Origin of the sequence: Staphylococcus sp. FSL W8-0305 (genome assembly GCF_037966415.1) — a bacterium.
Classification (GTDB): Bacteria; Bacillota; Bacilli; order Staphylococcales; family Staphylococcaceae; genus Staphylococcus; species Staphylococcus aureus.
Map to the genome: position 1 here is coordinate 2,624,475 of NZ_CP150198.1, position 15,314 is coordinate 2,639,788.

The following is a 15,314-nucleotide window of genomic DNA, read 5'->3' on the forward strand; positions in this document are numbered from 1 at the left end:
CAGTTATTTATTATTTAATTTACAATAGTTGAAGAGTAATTTACAAAGGAGCAGTAAAGTTATTTTCTATTAGAAAATGTCTTACTGCTCCTTTGTATGCTAGTAATCCAGATACTAGTGTTATTTCTTCTTTTTGTCTTTCTTCTCCATATATGGAATGAAGAAAATCACAAATAGGGCACAGAGTATAGCTACAATTGAACCGTATGTCATATTAGCATCACCTTTTATATGGTTTATGCATTTAAGTATACTATAACAACTACCGTTATTTTAAGTAGGAGTGTATTTGCGTTAGAGCCCCTAACAACTCCAAAATCGCATTTGTGATTTTGGGATAATCAAACATTTCATTCCATAAGTAAGATATGTTTCACTTTATATGAGTTTTTTACATTCACATTCTGTAGTGGTTGTAAGAAAATTTTTTCTTTCTCTTAGGCAGTAATAGGCAATTTACCTGTACTAGTATGAACTTAGTAGTTAAATCGTTCATTAAGATTAAAAAAACTTAGGAATCTCTTCCAAATGCAATTCGTCTTGGTAAGCATTAATTTCATCTAATATTTTTGTTATTGATTCAACTTTATCTTTTTCTAGGGAGGCCGGAAATACAAGGTTTTACTTGAAATTTAAAACCATCAGCGAATTATTTAAATCTACGATTTATTCGACCACTTGTACTTTCTTTTCTTGGCTTATACATGACTATTTTCAAGTTATCCGTTACAAGTTCATTATATACACCTTCTATTAGCTCAAACGATTGTGTTAATGAATTAAATAAGGCATCACTTGATTTACTCATTGTCATACATGATTATAAAACGAGAATAATAAAGTAGTAGCACACCTATATATAGTGGAATCCTTTGATTATCTTTCGTTTTAAAGTTAATGCTTTCTTTCCAGTCAAACTGTGCTTGATGATCAGGTTTTGTCTCGAATCTTGTTGTATCTTTAGGCGACATCTATTGATAACATTTCATAATATAAGGAGTAAATTCATCATGTTTAAGTATATAAGCTCTAAATGTATAATATGCATAGGTTAATCCATGTTTTTCCTTCGAATATTGCCAAAGTATACGCTTATAGTAAAATTTTTGTTCACTTGTGTCTGAAAGTAATTTTTCGAGGATAGGATAATACTTATCAATAATAGACTGACGATTTCTCTTTCAAAGTTTTCATTTTTCAATGTCTATTTTGAAGGGAGCATATCAGCCGAAAAGGTTGGTGCTCTTCTTTATCAGAGAATAAAAAATGAGAAATTAAATTTTTATATGATGAACAAACGATAACAGGGGAAGAAATAGCTAGTTAGACAAGGGTATGTCACTCAACTGTTTATCGAGTTGATTAAGAAATGAAAAAACTTATACTATGAATTACTGTTTAAAAGTGTGCATGTTATAATATTTATTGAGCAAGTTGGATAGATGGTGGCTAATCTCTTAATAAAGGGGTGATGCCTATGGTTATAGTTGTTACTCCTAGAAAGGACTAGCATGTCTGATTTTGAAATGCTGATGATTGTATTAACAATCATTGGTTTAGTATTGATTAGTACTCAAGACCATAAAAAATAACCTTCTATTCGCTTTGACCGGCATTTTGAAGGCTATTTTTAAATAAAATATAAGGTCACCGTCTTTTTAACGGGCTCATTAGGGTAACATGTTTCCGAGTGTTGCCCTTTTTGTGTTTCAAGAGTTAAAGATTTTCATCTTTTGCTTCTACTTACTACAAATATATTTTAACACATTTTTCTTATGAATTGTAGTTCTGAACATAATCAGAATTAATAAAACCAACTTTCCATACAGCAGAAAATACAATTAAAAGTATAGAATGTAATCACGAATTATATAAAAAGTATTGGAGACCTCTTCATATATAGATAATTCACTTAGTTATTTTAGAAAGAAGCCCCTAACAACTAAAGTTGAAAAATAGAGGAACACAGTTGGATGCTGCGCATCAACTGCATAAGAGCCCCTAACAACTAAAGTTGTTAGGGGCTCTAAAATTTATTTTGGTTGGTTGTCTTCTGGTTTATCTGAAGTCATTGTTTTTGTAGTATTATCATTTAATGAATCTTGTGCTTTTTCTGTTTTCGTTTCAACAGATGTTGTCACTTTATCATTTTCTACTTTTGTATTTTTTGGTTCAGTGACAACTTTTTTATTCTTGTCAGCTGTTTTTACTTTATCTTTAGTAATTTTTTGACCACGTTTTAAGTAATATTGAACGATACCCATTAAAATGACTGCATGAATAACAACGAATAAAATGATTGTTATTACTGTATAAACTCTTATGATATTTTCTGCAACACTTTGAGAGAGTGATTGCGTATTAAATGAAATCAAGTAACCCACAGGTGTTTTAAATAAAATAATAACTAAGTTTAATAATAGTATTCCAATGAAAAATTTGAAAAATGTTTTTTGACCATTTTTCATTGCTTTAAATCCATTAGCTAAGTGTGTTTTTACTTTATCGTTAGTTGATTCAACGAAACTAGTCATAAAGTTGAAAATAGGTATTAACAATAACCAAGTAATAATTGCTTTAATCAATAAAACAACAATGATTATGATGCTTTGAGTTGTAATAGCAATACCAACCAGGTGTGTACTATCTGCATATGATGATTGTACTGAATTCATAATCATTTCTGATACTGGAGAAAATAATTTGTATAGTAATGATGTCAGAAGTGAAAGAACGATAATCATTGCTATAGATACAAGGCCGATCAGAACGCTCTTTAAATAATTACCTTTTTTAAATGCAATAAATAAATCGGTAAATTTTACTTTTTCATGACTCATTGCTCGTTTCATAACATTTGTAATTCCGATAAAAATTTGAACTAAAACAAACAGTGAAACTACAGCTGCTATAAGTAATACAGCGATAACTTTTAAATATGCATCTACTGGTGGTTTTTGCCCAAATTGTGAATAAATTGCAATAGTTTGTACATACTTAGCAAGCTGGAAATTAGCAAGTAAATATACAACTGCAATTACAGCAAATGCTATAAGTGCATATATCAATGTTATTAATAATTGTGGTTTAGCATTTTTAAATGCTGATTTAAAGTAAGTAAACAAAGTGGTGCCTCCTTTTCTTCATATAAATACAATAACAAAAAACACGTTATTTTCATATTAATATCTAATAAAAATTAATTAAAGTGACTAAAGTTAGAGAATTATAATAGTAAATTGTCAAAAATATGACTAATGTAAGAAATAATAGTTGAAAATTTGTTAATAAACATTGCATCATCAAAGACCAAATAAGTCGCCATAAAGACATAAAAAACCTACTGCCATTGAAAAGTTTAATCGATGCAATGGCAGTAGGTTAAAATTATTAATGTACATGCGCGTGATGATGAGCATGGTGGCTATGTGAATGACTATGTGTTCCTGAACATATAATCGATTCATCATGTTTGTGATTAGGCGTTTCTAATTGAATAGTCATATGGTGAATATTTAAATGTAATAAATCATGCTCAATGTTTTCTAATAATAATTCACATTCTTTCATTGTCAATGTATGGTCTACAACAACATGACAACTTAATGCATTCATATCATTTGAAATTGTCCAAACATGGCAATCATGCACACTTTGTATTCGTGAATCCTTTTTAATAGTAGCTATAACTTCATCTATATCAACATCACTTGGTGTGCCTTCCATTAAAATGTTAATTGAAGATTTTGTGATACCCCAAGCGCTTTTTAAAATAATAACGGAAACTAAAATACTTGCGATAGGATCGGCGATTGTCCATCCAAATGCCCAAATTAAAATAGCTGCAGTAATGGCGCCAACTGAACCTAATAAGTCTCCGATAACATGTAGAAAAGCACCACGCATATTTAAATTGTGTGAAGTGTCGCCGCCTTTAAACATAAAGAATGCAACAACGATATTGACAATTAAACCAATAATACTAATGATTAACATTTCTTTAGATTGGACTTCAGAAGGAACAAAGAAACGTTTAATCGCTTCAAAAACAATTAAAATACTTATTACAAAAAGCGTTACACCGTTAAATAACGCTGCGAGTACTTCGAAACGTTTATAACCAAATGTTTTTGTAGTTGTGGCATTCTTTTCAGCATATATAAATGCGATTAAAGCAACACCTAATGAGAATGTGTCGCTAAACATATGGATACCGTCAGATAGTAATGCCAAGCTGTTAGCAAGGAGACCGCCGATGATTTCGATAAACATATATAGACCGATTATTAAAAACGATATAAACAATACTTTCTTATTATTTGTAGTTACATGACTATGCATATGGTCATGATGATGATGTGAATGAGACATATTATAACCCACTTTCTTTAGGATGATTCGCGTGATGTATGGCTTGCTTTAACATAGTTGCTACGTGGATGTCATCTAATGAATAAATCATTGATTGGCCTTGTCGTTTTGCTTTCACAAGATGCACACTTTTAAGTAATTTTAATTGGTGCGAGACATTTGATTGAGATAAATTCAATTGATGTGAAATGTGACCAACACTTGCTTCACTGACTGATAACAATTCCATGATACGTATTCGATTGTAATCGCCTAATGCCTTGAAGATTTCAGTTACGCGTTCTAATGTATCTGTATTTATTTCTGAATATTGTTCTGACATTATATGACAATCCTTTCATATGAATATTTGTTCATATATTAATTTAATACGTTCCCAGTAGTATGTCAATTGATTTTTATAGTTGTAACAAGTTTTACATATCTCATAAAGTGGTATGGCATAGGGAATAATAAATAGGAGAGTGTTGTAAATGAATATTTTGGTTATAGGTGCTAATGGCGGTGTAGGTTCGTTACTAGTGCAACAATTAGCAAAAGAAAATGTACCATTTACTGCAGGTGTTAGGCAATCCGATCAACTTAATGCGTTAAAATCACAAGGTATGAAAGCAATTCTTGTTGATGTTGAAAATGATTCAATAGAGACTTTAACTGAGACGTTTAAACCATTCGATAAAGTTATCTTTTCAGTAGGTTCTGGAGGGAATACGGGTGCAGATAAAACAATTATTGTCGATTTAGATGGTGCTGTTAAATCAATGATTGCGAGTAAAGAGGCTAATATTAAACACTATGTCATGGTTTCAACATATGATTCGAGACGTCAGGCTTTTGATGATAGCGGTGATTTAAAGCCATATACAATTGCTAAACATTACGCTGATGACTATTTAAGACGTTCAGGTTTGAATTATACAATTTTACATCCAGGGGCACTTACAAATGCAGCAGGATCTGGAAAGATAGAAGCAGCACAATATTTTGAAGGTAAAGGTGAAATTCCTAGAGAAGATGTTGCGACAGTATTAAAAGAAATTGTCACATCCAATCATTTTAATCACCAAGAGTTTCAAATTATTAGTGGTGACCAGGACATTAAAGATGCTTTAACTCAATTTGAAAATGAAACGGATTAATAAGGATAGTAAATATGATTTGAAGCGGGTTACTTTTTCGTAACTCGTTATTTTTTTGATAATGATGAATTATAAGTATGAATAAGTACGTATTGTCTATGTGTTTTACAATGAATTTGAACAATGTATGGCACAACTATTAAAGTTGTTTATTAATTGGTATAATGGGCGAGTAAATTTAAAGAGAAATATGTACAAATGTAAGAGAGATATAATCTCTATGCTATAAAATTTTAAAAATGTTAAAGTACTGTAAATTTAAGTGAAGCGCTTTAATTGGCAGTACTGCAATGTTAGTAAATATGGTACAATCACTAATAGTTAATTTGAAATGTGGAAGTTTATAATACGATATAAATGAGAACAAAATCAAAATATAATGGAACAACAACATCAGAGTTCTATTGCTTACTTAATCACAATGGAGGTGCAACAATGCCATTATTTTTACAACCAATTTTAAAAACAAAATTATGGGGCGGTCAACGTCTAAGTGAGTTTGGATATCAATTAGACAATGATACAACTGGGGAATGTTGGTGTGTGTCAGCACATCCAAATGGTACGAGCGAGATTATTAATGGACCATATCAAGGTCAAACATTAGACCGTATTTGGTCAGAACATCGTGAATTGTTTGGTGATTTCCCAAGCAAAGATTTTCCGCTTCTAACTAAAATAGTGGATGCAAGAGAATCACTTTCTATTCATGTGCACCCTGATAATTCTTATGCTTTTGAACATGAAAATGGGCAATATGGCAAATCTGAATGTTGGTATATTATAGATGCTGAAGAAGATGCAGAAATAGTTATAGGGACATTAGCAGAGTCTAGAGAAGAAGTTGCGAATCATGTTCAACACGGAACGATAGAGTCGATACTTAGATATATTAAAGTAAAACCTGGAGAATTCTATTTTATTCCAGCAGGAACAGTACATACTATTTCTTCAGGAATACTAGCATACGAAACGATGCAATCGTCAGACATTACATATAGACTTTATGATTTCAATCGTCAAGATAATCAATATAATGGTAGACCGTTAAATATTGAAAAAGCTTTAGACGTTATTCAGTACAATGCACCATTACCTAATATTTTGCCTGAAAGTGAAATTATTGAGAACCATAAGTGTACACACATTGTATCGAATGATTTCTTTACATTGGTTAAATGGGAAATTTCTGGCACGTTAAATTATATGAAGCCTAGAGAGTTCTGTTTAGTTACAGTGTTGGAAGGTGAAGGGCAAATGATTGTCGATGGTGAAATTTTCAAACTGACTACTGGTACAAACTTTATTTTGACTTCTGAAGATTTGGATAGTGTCTTTGAAGGTGATTTCACATTGATGATTAGCTATGTGTAATAGTGTAATAACAATTTAGGAGTGAATGATTTGAAGCAATTTCTATATATTGCGTTAGTATGTGGTGTGATAGCAGGTCTTGGTGCTTTCTTACATATACCGCAGTATCCGAGCATGACAATTCCACGTATAGTGGCTATTTTAGGAATTATCAGTGCTATGTTGACTTTTAAAGACAAGCAAATCAGCGCCTCATTAAAGTTTAGCGCATTGTTAATTAATGTGCTGCCATTATGCGGTACCTTTGTAGCTTCAAATTAATAGTCGATAGCGCGTTTGAATATAGTACAGTGCATTAACAGCAGAAATATGATTGTGTTAATGACATTGTTGAAAATAAAGCACATCAACATAACCTCTCACTTGCATAGTAGTGAGGGGGTTTTTGTTGGTGTATATAAAATGAAGTAATTAATATTTAATGAAAATTAAGACATGCTAAAATTCTAAAGGCGTATAGATATTTAAAAATGCGTATCAATGGCGCTATAGAGATAAGCAAGCATAGTGGTATCATATATAATTTTGTAATTTTTATTGCATAGTGTATGCAAGCATGTTTTTTATATGCAAAATAGGTAGCTAAATATGTTAAACTGTTTGTAACAATTTTTATCATTAAGACATATATAATAAATAAAATATAGAAAACTGATTAAAAGGTATACAGTTGCTCGTATGTGTGTGTCCAACTGCATATAGAGTCGCACTTGTTGTAAAGCAAAATAGTTCGACTTACTTAGAAGTGAAAACGATAAGGGTCTGGGACGTAAATTAATGTCCTAGGCGCTACAATGTTATAGGAAATGCGATTAAAATCGCAGTGAACAAAGGGGATACAGTTGATCGTATACGCGCCCAACTGCATAAGAAACATTAAAAGAATGTAATTCATAGTGTTTCTAAAATTTATTCAGGTTAAGGAGTATTAAGATGACAGCAGAAACGAATTATTTTTGGTTGAATTGTGGATATAACCGTTGGAATCATAATGAACCGTTAGTAGGACAAACAGCTTTATTTGAATCAGGCGCACATTTTAATCCATCTCAAGGATTTAGAGCGTTTAAAAAGGCTAAAGTAGGAGATCAAGTCATCTTTTATCAAGTTCAGACGGATACTGGACTACTTGGATGTGGTGAAATTATTAGTGTTGAAACAGGTGCACAAAATAAAATACGTGTACAGTTTCGTTTTAATGAACAATTGAAACCATTAATAGCAGATTATTTAAAGCGTAGTGAAGCTTTGGAATTTCGTATGAGTAATATGAAAGAGACATTGTTCAACCAAATCACTGCAGAAGAGTTTGATTTAATAAGTGGTCTTGGTAAAGGCGAAATTAAGATACCACGTTATTTCTTTTTAGCTGAAACTGAAGAATTTGAACCTGGAAACCAATATACGATTTATACGCACACGTACAACGGTATTAAACGTAATGGTTATCATTTTTATACTCAGTTAGAAGAAGGCGACAATATTATTTTTTATAATCGAACGAAAAATCAATCTGTCGTTGGAATTGGAGAAGTATCAAAGCATATTCATGAAAAACCACCAATTCCTGGTAGAACAAATAGTACAGTGATTGAAGTGTCTTATGAGAAAGACATTACGCCGATTACATTAAGTACATTAAATAAGCATCCTAAATTGAAAAATTTATATTTCCTTCAAGAAAATGCAAAACAGGCTATTGCAAGTATGTCACAAGCACAGTATGATGCAATTATTGAAATGAGCGATAATAATGGATTGAAATCTCCATTTGAAATGGTTCAAAAACCAGATATGCTTGAAAGTGAAAAAGAAGAAGCGTTAAAGCCATTTATTTTACTTGTTGTAGATCGAAAAGAGGAAGGCTTAAAAGCGGCTAATGACTTATTGCAAAAAGCGAATGCAAATCCTGTTATAACAACAGGTCATCCTGATTTTTCAGAAGATATGCTTTATGGCAAGTATTTACCAAATGAAACAGGGGCATTATACTATCGTGAAGGATTTATTACTCAATTAATGCCTAAAAAGGATAAAAGTTATTTAGTTATTGATAATTTTAATCGTATAGATACAGACATTTTCCAAACGTATATTAATGTGTTAGAAGGCTATGAGGTAACATTACCACGTTATAATAAAGACGGTAATATGATTAAATGGTCACGACAAAAAGATTCTTTCTATTATTTCAATCCTAATTGGCATATTGTAGGTATTACATATGATAGTTTAGAGGAAATTAAGGAGAAATATTCAGAGCAGTTTTTAAAATACACACGTATAGTCAAAGTCAAACATGACTAATAATATATGGTAGTTTTTGAAAAGAAGTAAGGAAAGATTAAAAATTGCATATTTGAATAACCGTATAAAGAAAAAATGACGGGTAATCAACCATAAGAGCTAATTAAGAGCTTATGATAGATTACTCGTTTTTATTTTAATAAATAATAAAGACAGTATATGAATATAAATGAATTTATGTTACTGAATTAAAACTTTATTTGAGTTTTCCAGTGGTATGTTGAATAAGACAAACGACTAAACGCTAAGTTGATAATAAGAAATAAGATTACACTGTAGATTGAGAAATTTAAAGTAAATAAAAAATGCATTATACAATAAATACAAAACTGAAAAATAAATTTTATGGCAATTTCGTGTCGCGAGGACTTATCAAGTGACAACCTTGTTTAAATGTTTTTAAATTAGGAAAAATGACTATAAGTACTATTGAAGGAGCGAATAAATTATGCCAATCGTATATTATGATGGAAACTGTATATATTGTTATAACTATGTCATCTGGTTAATTCAACATGACCTACCAAGAAATTATCAATTTACCACGTTAAAAGGTGAAGTTGGACAACAATTTTTTAAACAACATCCAGAAGCGGCAAATAAAAATAGTGTGATTTTACAGAAAGGTGATCGTATATATTTTGAATCGCAGGCGATTATTAAACTAATCACAGCACTACCTAATCGAACTAAATTATTGGGCGTAGGTTTATGGCTTGTACCTAAACCAGTCCGTAATTTCGGTTATCGAATGTTTGCTGATAATAGAAATAGAATGTGGAAAACAACATGGCACCAACCAAATGATTATGAAAAATCGTTCTTTTTAGATGATAATGCGAAAGTAAAACTTACTGATTGATAAAACATACTTTCTAATTGATAATAGATATACTAGATGATGAATTAAAATTTAGATATTTAAAAAGCGGAACACTTAACAGATAGATTAGAATAATTATAAAAAAGAGAGTAAAAACACTTTACAGATTAGAATCATTATAATATAATAATTAATATAAACAAGCAAGACGTAGACAATTTTAAGGAGTGTATTAAATATGAGTAATCAACAAGATGTTGTAAAAGAATTGAATCAACAAGTAGCAAACTGGACAGTAGCTTATACAAAGCTACATAATTTCCACTGGTATGTGAAAGGGCCTAACTTCTTCTCATTACACGTTAAATTTGAAGAATTATATAATGAAGCAAGCCAATATGTAGACGAATTAGCTGAAAGAATTTTAGCGGTAGGAGGAAACCCTGTAGGTACATTAACTGAATGCTTAGAGCAATCAATTGTTAAAGAAGCTGCGAAAGGTTACTCTGCAGAACAAATGGTTGAAGAATTATCACAAGACTTCACAAATATCTCAAAACAATTAGAAAACGCAATCGAAATTGCTGGTAATGCAGGCGATGATGTATCAGAAGATATGTTTATAGGTATGCAAACATCAGTAGATAAACATAATTGGATGTTTAAATCTTACTTAAGCTAATCTACAGATAAGTAATAATATAAATAAAAGCCAACACATAAATGGGGATACGCCCAGAATGTGTTGGCTTTTTGAGTTTAATCGCATTGTTAAAGAGCAATTAAACTCAATTTAAATAAGTTACTCTGCGATTTCTAAAGCGATTTCCATCATTTGTGTAAATGAATTTTGACGTTCTTCAGGTGTAGTAGCTTCGTCACGTAAAATATGATCACTTACTGTGAAAATACCAAGTGCTTTTTTACCAGCATGAATCGCATTTAAATATAAACCAGCTGATTCCATTTCGATACCTAAAATACCCATTTTTTTCCAAGCATCATTGAATGTTGGATCGGCATTGTAAAATGTATCAGAAGATAATACGTTACCTACGTGTGTAGTAGCACCGATTTGGTCAGCGACATTTTTAGCTTTAGTTACTAACTCGAAGTCAGCGATAGGCGCGAAATGACCTGGAATATTGTATTGATCTACATAATTTGAATTAGTTGATGCAGCTTGTGCAATAATAACATCGTATAAGTTAACATTTTCTTGTAATGCGCCACAAGAACCGATACGAATGATTGTATCTACATCAAAGAAGTTGTATAACTCATATGAGTAAATACCAATACTTGGAATACCCATGCCAGAACCCATTACAGAAACTTCTTTACCTTTATATGTACCAGTGTAACCAAACATGTTACGTACATCGTTAAATTGTTCAACATTTTCTAAAAAATTATCAGCAATATATTTTGCGCGTAGCGGATCGCCAGGCATTAATACTGTTTTAGCAATTTTTACTCCATTTGGTTGAATATGTGGTGTACCTTTTGTCATTTGTTATCTTCTCCTTAATATTCATTAATAATTTTAAGATAACATTTGTTTCCCTTTTTTGCGAATTTTTGTACTATAGAATTAAAGAATTATAAAAATATAATCCCGATTAGCTTGTTGTCAAGTCATCGTTCATAATGAAGATATCACGTTCAATTGTATTGTTTGTTTATGGGAAATGAATTAATGTAATAGTATATGTATGCGGTTACATAAAAAGCGAACATCTAACCTGATATTTAAATGAACCTGACGCTCAATCAACTAATTTACAACCGTATTTTTATAATCAACCATAAAGGAGGAGATAGAAAATGAATAGTGCAAAATTGATTGATCACACTTTATTGAAGCCTGAGTCAACACGTACGCAAATCGATCAAATCATCGATGAAGCGAAAGCATACAATTTTAAATCTGTATGTGTGAATCCAACGCATGTAAAATATGCAGCAGAGCGACTAGCTGATTCAGGTGTGCTCGTTTGTACGGTAATAGGGTTCCCATTAGGTGCGTCGACAACTGCAACGAAAGCATTTGAAACAGAAGATGCAATTCAAAATGGTGCAGATGAAATTGACATGGTCATCAACATCGGCGCATTAAAAGATGGGCGTTTTGATGATGTACAACAAGACATTGAAGCAGTGGTTAAAGCTGCGAAAGGTCACACAGTAAAAGTGATTATTGAGACGGTATTGTTGGACCATGACGAAATTGTAAAAGCGAGTGAATTAACAAAAGCGGCTGGTGCGGACTTCGTTAAAACTTCAACAGGTTTTGCAGGTGGCGGTGCGACTGCAGAAGACGTTAAATTAATGAAAGATACAGTAGGTGCTGATGTAGAAGTAAAAGCATCAGGTGGCGTATGTAATTTAGAAGATTTCAATAAAATGGTTGAAGCAGGTGCGACACGTATTGGTGCGAGCGCAGGTGTTCAAATTATGCAAGGTTTAGAAGCAGATTCAGATTACTAATTTTATAAAAAATATGTAAGCATGGGACATCGTAACCATATATAAGTATGTCGATATCAGTTTTAAGACATCATAAATGCCATGATGATTCTAAGATAATTTAATAGGGACTTTGACGTTATAACCAATCTATTTAAGAATAATAACATCGCATTTAAATTGTGATATTAAAAATGAAATCGATAGCTTGCTATAATAATTTTCGCTTGTGCTTTTAAAAATGGACTAGAGAAAGCGCAGATGCTTTGTCCTAAGCTTTTTAAGAAAAGGATGATAAAAATGAGAATGATAGACATTATTGAGAAAAAGCGTGACGGTCATACACTAACAACGGAAGAAATTAATTTCTTTATTGACGGCTATGTTAAAGGGGATATTCCTGATTATCAAGCATCAAGTTTAGCAATGGCGATTTATTTCCAAGATATGAACGATGATGAGCGTGCAGCATTAACGATGGCTATGGTTAATTCTGGTGATATGATAGATTTGAGTGATATTAAAGGTGTCAAAGTAGATAAGCACTCAACAGGTGGTGTAGGAGATACAACTACATTGGTTTTAGCACCATTAGTAGCAGCTGTAGATGTTCCTGTTGCAAAAATGAGTGGGCGTGGATTAGGTCATACAGGTGGTACGATTGATAAATTAGAAGCAATTGATGGTTTTCATGTTGAAATAGATGAAGCAACATTTGTGAAATTGGTTAATGAAAATAAAGTGGCAGTTGTAGGACAATCAGGAAATTTAACTCCTGCAGATAAAAAATTATATGCCTTAAGGGATGTTACTGGTACTGTCAATTCAATACCATTAATTGCCTCTTCAATTATGAGTAAAAAGATTGCTGCTGGTGCAGATGCAATTGTATTAGATGTAAAAACTGGTAGCGGTGCATTTATGAAAACATTAGAAGATGCTGAAGCATTAGCGCACGCAATGGTACGTATTGGTAATAATGTGGGACGTAATACGATGGCGATTATTTCTGATATGAATCAGCCACTTGGACGTGCGATTGGCAATGCGCTTGAGTTACAAGAAGCAATTGATACGTTGAAAGGACAAGGTCCGAAAGATTTAACAGAACTTGTATTAACATTAGGTTCTCAAATGGTTGTACTTGCAAACAAAGCTGAAACGCTTGAAGAAGCGAGAGCGTTGCTAATTGAGGCAATTGATTCAGGTGCAGCATTAGAAAAATTCAAAACATTTATTAAAAACCAAGGTGGCGACAAAACAGTTATTGACCATCCAGAGCGTTTGCCACAAGCTCAATATCAAATCGAATATAAAGCTAAAAAATCAGGTTATGTGACTGAGTTAGTCTCTAACGATATAGGTGTCGCTTCGATGATGTTAGGAGCGGGACGTTTAACAAAAGAGGATGATATTGATTTAGCGGTTGGTATTGTTTTAAATAAAAAAATTGGTGATAAAGTAGAAGAAGGAGAATCATTATTAACGATTCACAGTAATCGCCAAGATGTAGACGATGTTGTTAAAAAATTAGATTCAAGCATAACAATTGCTGATTATGTTGTATCGCCTACATTAATTCATAAAATAATTACAGAGTAGGAGTTGAAGCTGATTGAACATACTAAGATATTTATTAGGAATAGGTTTTAGTATAATAGGTGTATTGCATTTTACACGAGAACGACAATTTAGAAATATCATACCGAAATGTTTGCCGCTTCGAAAAACAGCGGTTCTTGTTACAGGAATCTTTGAGATATTATTTGGACTTGCACTTTTAATTAAAAGACCATCTCAATGCTTGAAAAATACAATCAATCTATTCTTGCTAGCTGTATTCCCAGCTAATATCTATATGGCAGTTAAAAAGTTACCTTTAGGAGATAAACAATTGCCAACATGGCAACTATATTTAAGGTTACCTATGCAGTTCGTGTTAATGGGACTAATTAAGAAATTATAGTGGTTCTCAAATAAATCGGACAAATGTTAAAGATTTTACTTTTTCATTTGTTCGATTTTTTGACTTTGAAGCATAATAAAAAGCAGTTGGACAATGGCGATTGTAACATCATTGTTCGACTGCTTTTCTGATTAACTTGATTGACTAAGATTTATTTTCCTGTACCGAAAACATCATGCCATTCGTTTCGTTTGTCTAGAAATGCTTGAGCGATAGTTTTAGCACCTTCTAATGAATGACTTGCTGCCCAGCCACATTGTACTTCATTACAAGCAGGCACCTCAGTAGCATTTAGCACATCATTTAAAGTTGCTTCAACAATATTTAATACATCATCATAATTATCATGATTAATAAATGATACATAGAAACCAGTTTGGCAACCCATAGGACTTAAATCAACGACTTTGTCACTATGATTTCTAATATTTTCAGCCATTAAATGTTCTAATGAATGCAATCCAGGCATATCCATATGTTCTTTGTTTGGTTGTTTGAAACGAATGTCGTATTTGTGAATGACATCTCCGTTTAATCCTTCCATCGTTCCCGCTAATCTAATAAATGGGGCAACCACTTTAGTATGATCTAAATTAAAACTTTCAACATTCATTTTTGTCATTTTAAATTTCCTCCTATTAACTACTCAAAACTATAAAACGCTTATGATTCGTTACATTATTAAACTTAAATTTGTTGCAAGTTGCGTTTCTAACAATACTTAAATTGTAACAATAGGGCTTATGTTTTACAATTTGAAACTGTTTTATAAATTTATGAAGGCTTTTAGTTATTAGAAAATTTTGTAAATAAAGAAAAACTAGATGACATCAAGAGATAAAACCGATAGAATAAGTAATAATTC

General features: G+C 31.9%; 16 protein-coding genes and 2 pseudogenes. 11 read left to right on the plus strand and 7 right to left on the minus strand.

What is annotated here, in order from left to right; genetic code table 11:
* Positions 1–649: 649 nt before the first annotated feature.
* On the minus strand, positions 650–808 hold the full coding sequence (locus tag NST10_RS12785; protein WP_001792784.1) for a hypothetical protein: 159 nt from the start codon (positions 806–808) through the stop codon (positions 650–652).
* A 420-nt stretch (positions 809–1,228) separates the two neighbouring features.
* On the opposite strand from NST10_RS12785, the pseudogene NST10_RS12790 reads away from it, so the two are divergent.
* Positions 1,229–1,327 (plus strand): annotated as a pseudogene (locus NST10_RS12790) (resolvase); the annotation flags it as partial.
* A gap of 160 nt (positions 1,328–1,487) precedes the next feature.
* Complete coding sequence (locus NST10_RS12795) at positions 1,488–1,592, plus strand: hypothetical protein (protein WP_073392962.1); 105 nt, start codon at positions 1,488–1,490, stop codon at positions 1,590–1,592.
* A gap of 38 nt (positions 1,593–1,630) precedes the next feature.
* Here NST10_RS12795 and NST10_RS12800 read toward each other — a convergent pair.
* The 4 genes and pseudogenes from NST10_RS12800 to czrA form a co-directional block, all read right to left on the minus strand.
* Positions 1,631–1,705, minus strand: a pseudogene (locus NST10_RS12800) (hypothetical protein); the annotation flags it as partial.
* Between the two features lie 328 nt (positions 1,706–2,033).
* On the minus strand, positions 2,034–3,125 hold the full coding sequence (locus tag NST10_RS12805) for a hypothetical protein (RefSeq protein ID WP_000495684.1): 1,092 nt from the start codon (positions 3,123–3,125) through the stop codon (positions 2,034–2,036).
* A 265-nt stretch (positions 3,126–3,390) separates the two neighbouring features.
* Positions 3,391–4,371 (minus strand): CDF family zinc efflux transporter CzrB, encoded by a 981-nt coding sequence (gene czrB, locus NST10_RS12810; RefSeq protein WP_000019741.1) that lies wholly within the window; start codon positions 4,369–4,371, stop codon positions 3,391–3,393.
* A gap of 1 nt (position 4,372) precedes the next feature.
* Positions 4,373–4,693, minus strand: coding sequence for a Zn(II)-responsive metalloregulatory transcriptional repressor CzrA (gene czrA, locus NST10_RS12815; RefSeq protein WP_000003759.1), 321 nt, complete (start codon positions 4,691–4,693; stop codon positions 4,373–4,375).
* A 151-nt stretch (positions 4,694–4,844) separates the two neighbouring features.
* Between czrA and NST10_RS12820 the strand changes: the two genes are divergently transcribed.
* The 6 genes from NST10_RS12820 (at position 4,845) to NST10_RS12845 (ending at position 10,696) form a co-directional block, all read left to right on the plus strand.
* The gene (locus tag NST10_RS12820; RefSeq protein WP_001024099.1) at positions 4,845–5,510 is read left to right on the plus strand and encodes an SDR family oxidoreductase; all 666 of its coding nucleotides are present in this window, start codon (positions 4,845–4,847) and stop codon (positions 5,508–5,510) included.
* Positions 5,511–5,945: 435 nt separating this feature from the next.
* Positions 5,946–6,884: a type I phosphomannose isomerase catalytic subunit gene (locus NST10_RS12825; protein ID WP_001127959.1), complete on the plus strand. Its 939-nt coding sequence runs from the start codon at positions 5,946–5,948 to the stop codon at positions 6,882–6,884.
* 30 nt (positions 6,885–6,914) lie between these two features.
* The gene (locus NST10_RS12830; RefSeq protein WP_000808817.1) at positions 6,915–7,145 is read left to right on the plus strand and encodes a hypothetical protein; all 231 of its coding nucleotides are present in this window, start codon (positions 6,915–6,917) and stop codon (positions 7,143–7,145) included.
* Between the two features lie 672 nt (positions 7,146–7,817).
* A complete protein-coding gene (locus NST10_RS12835; RefSeq protein WP_339210204.1) occupies positions 7,818–9,191 on the plus strand; it encodes an EVE domain-containing protein in 1,374 nt (457 codons plus the stop codon).
* Positions 9,192–9,639: 448 nt separating this feature from the next.
* Entirely contained in the window at positions 9,640–10,053 is a 414-nt protein-coding gene (locus tag NST10_RS12840; protein ID WP_001123310.1) for a thiol-disulfide oxidoreductase DCC family protein, read from the plus strand.
* 199 nt (positions 10,054–10,252) lie between these two features.
* Positions 10,253–10,696, plus strand: a complete 444-nt coding sequence (locus NST10_RS12845; RefSeq protein ID WP_000070866.1) for a Dps family protein — start codon at positions 10,253–10,255, stop codon at positions 10,694–10,696.
* Positions 10,697–10,816: 120 nt separating this feature from the next.
* Here NST10_RS12845 and deoD read toward each other — a convergent pair whose 3' ends face one another.
* Positions 10,817–11,527, minus strand: coding sequence for a purine-nucleoside phosphorylase (gene deoD / locus NST10_RS12850; RefSeq protein ID WP_000160304.1), 711 nt, complete (start codon positions 11,525–11,527; stop codon positions 10,817–10,819).
* A gap of 314 nt (positions 11,528–11,841) precedes the next feature.
* Between deoD and deoC the strand changes: the two genes are divergently transcribed.
* From deoC to NST10_RS12865, 3 genes are all read left to right on the plus strand, one after another.
* The gene (gene deoC, locus NST10_RS12855) at positions 11,842–12,504 is read left to right on the plus strand and encodes a deoxyribose-phosphate aldolase (protein WP_339210213.1); all 663 of its coding nucleotides are present in this window, start codon (positions 11,842–11,844) and stop codon (positions 12,502–12,504) included.
* A 279-nt stretch (positions 12,505–12,783) separates the two neighbouring features.
* Positions 12,784–14,085 (plus strand): pyrimidine-nucleoside phosphorylase, encoded by a 1,302-nt coding sequence (locus NST10_RS12860; protein ID WP_001242308.1) that lies wholly within the window; start codon positions 12,784–12,786, stop codon positions 14,083–14,085.
* Positions 14,086–14,098: 13 nt separating this feature from the next.
* Entirely contained in the window at positions 14,099–14,449 is a 351-nt protein-coding gene (locus NST10_RS12865) for a membrane protein (RefSeq protein WP_001024028.1), read from the plus strand.
* Between the two features lie 151 nt (positions 14,450–14,600).
* Here NST10_RS12865 and NST10_RS12870 read toward each other — a convergent pair whose 3' ends face one another.
* Positions 14,601–15,071, minus strand: coding sequence for an S-ribosylhomocysteine lyase (locus tag NST10_RS12870; protein WP_000164421.1), 471 nt, complete (start codon positions 15,069–15,071; stop codon positions 14,601–14,603).
* Between the last annotated feature and the right edge of the window lie 243 nt (positions 15,072–15,314).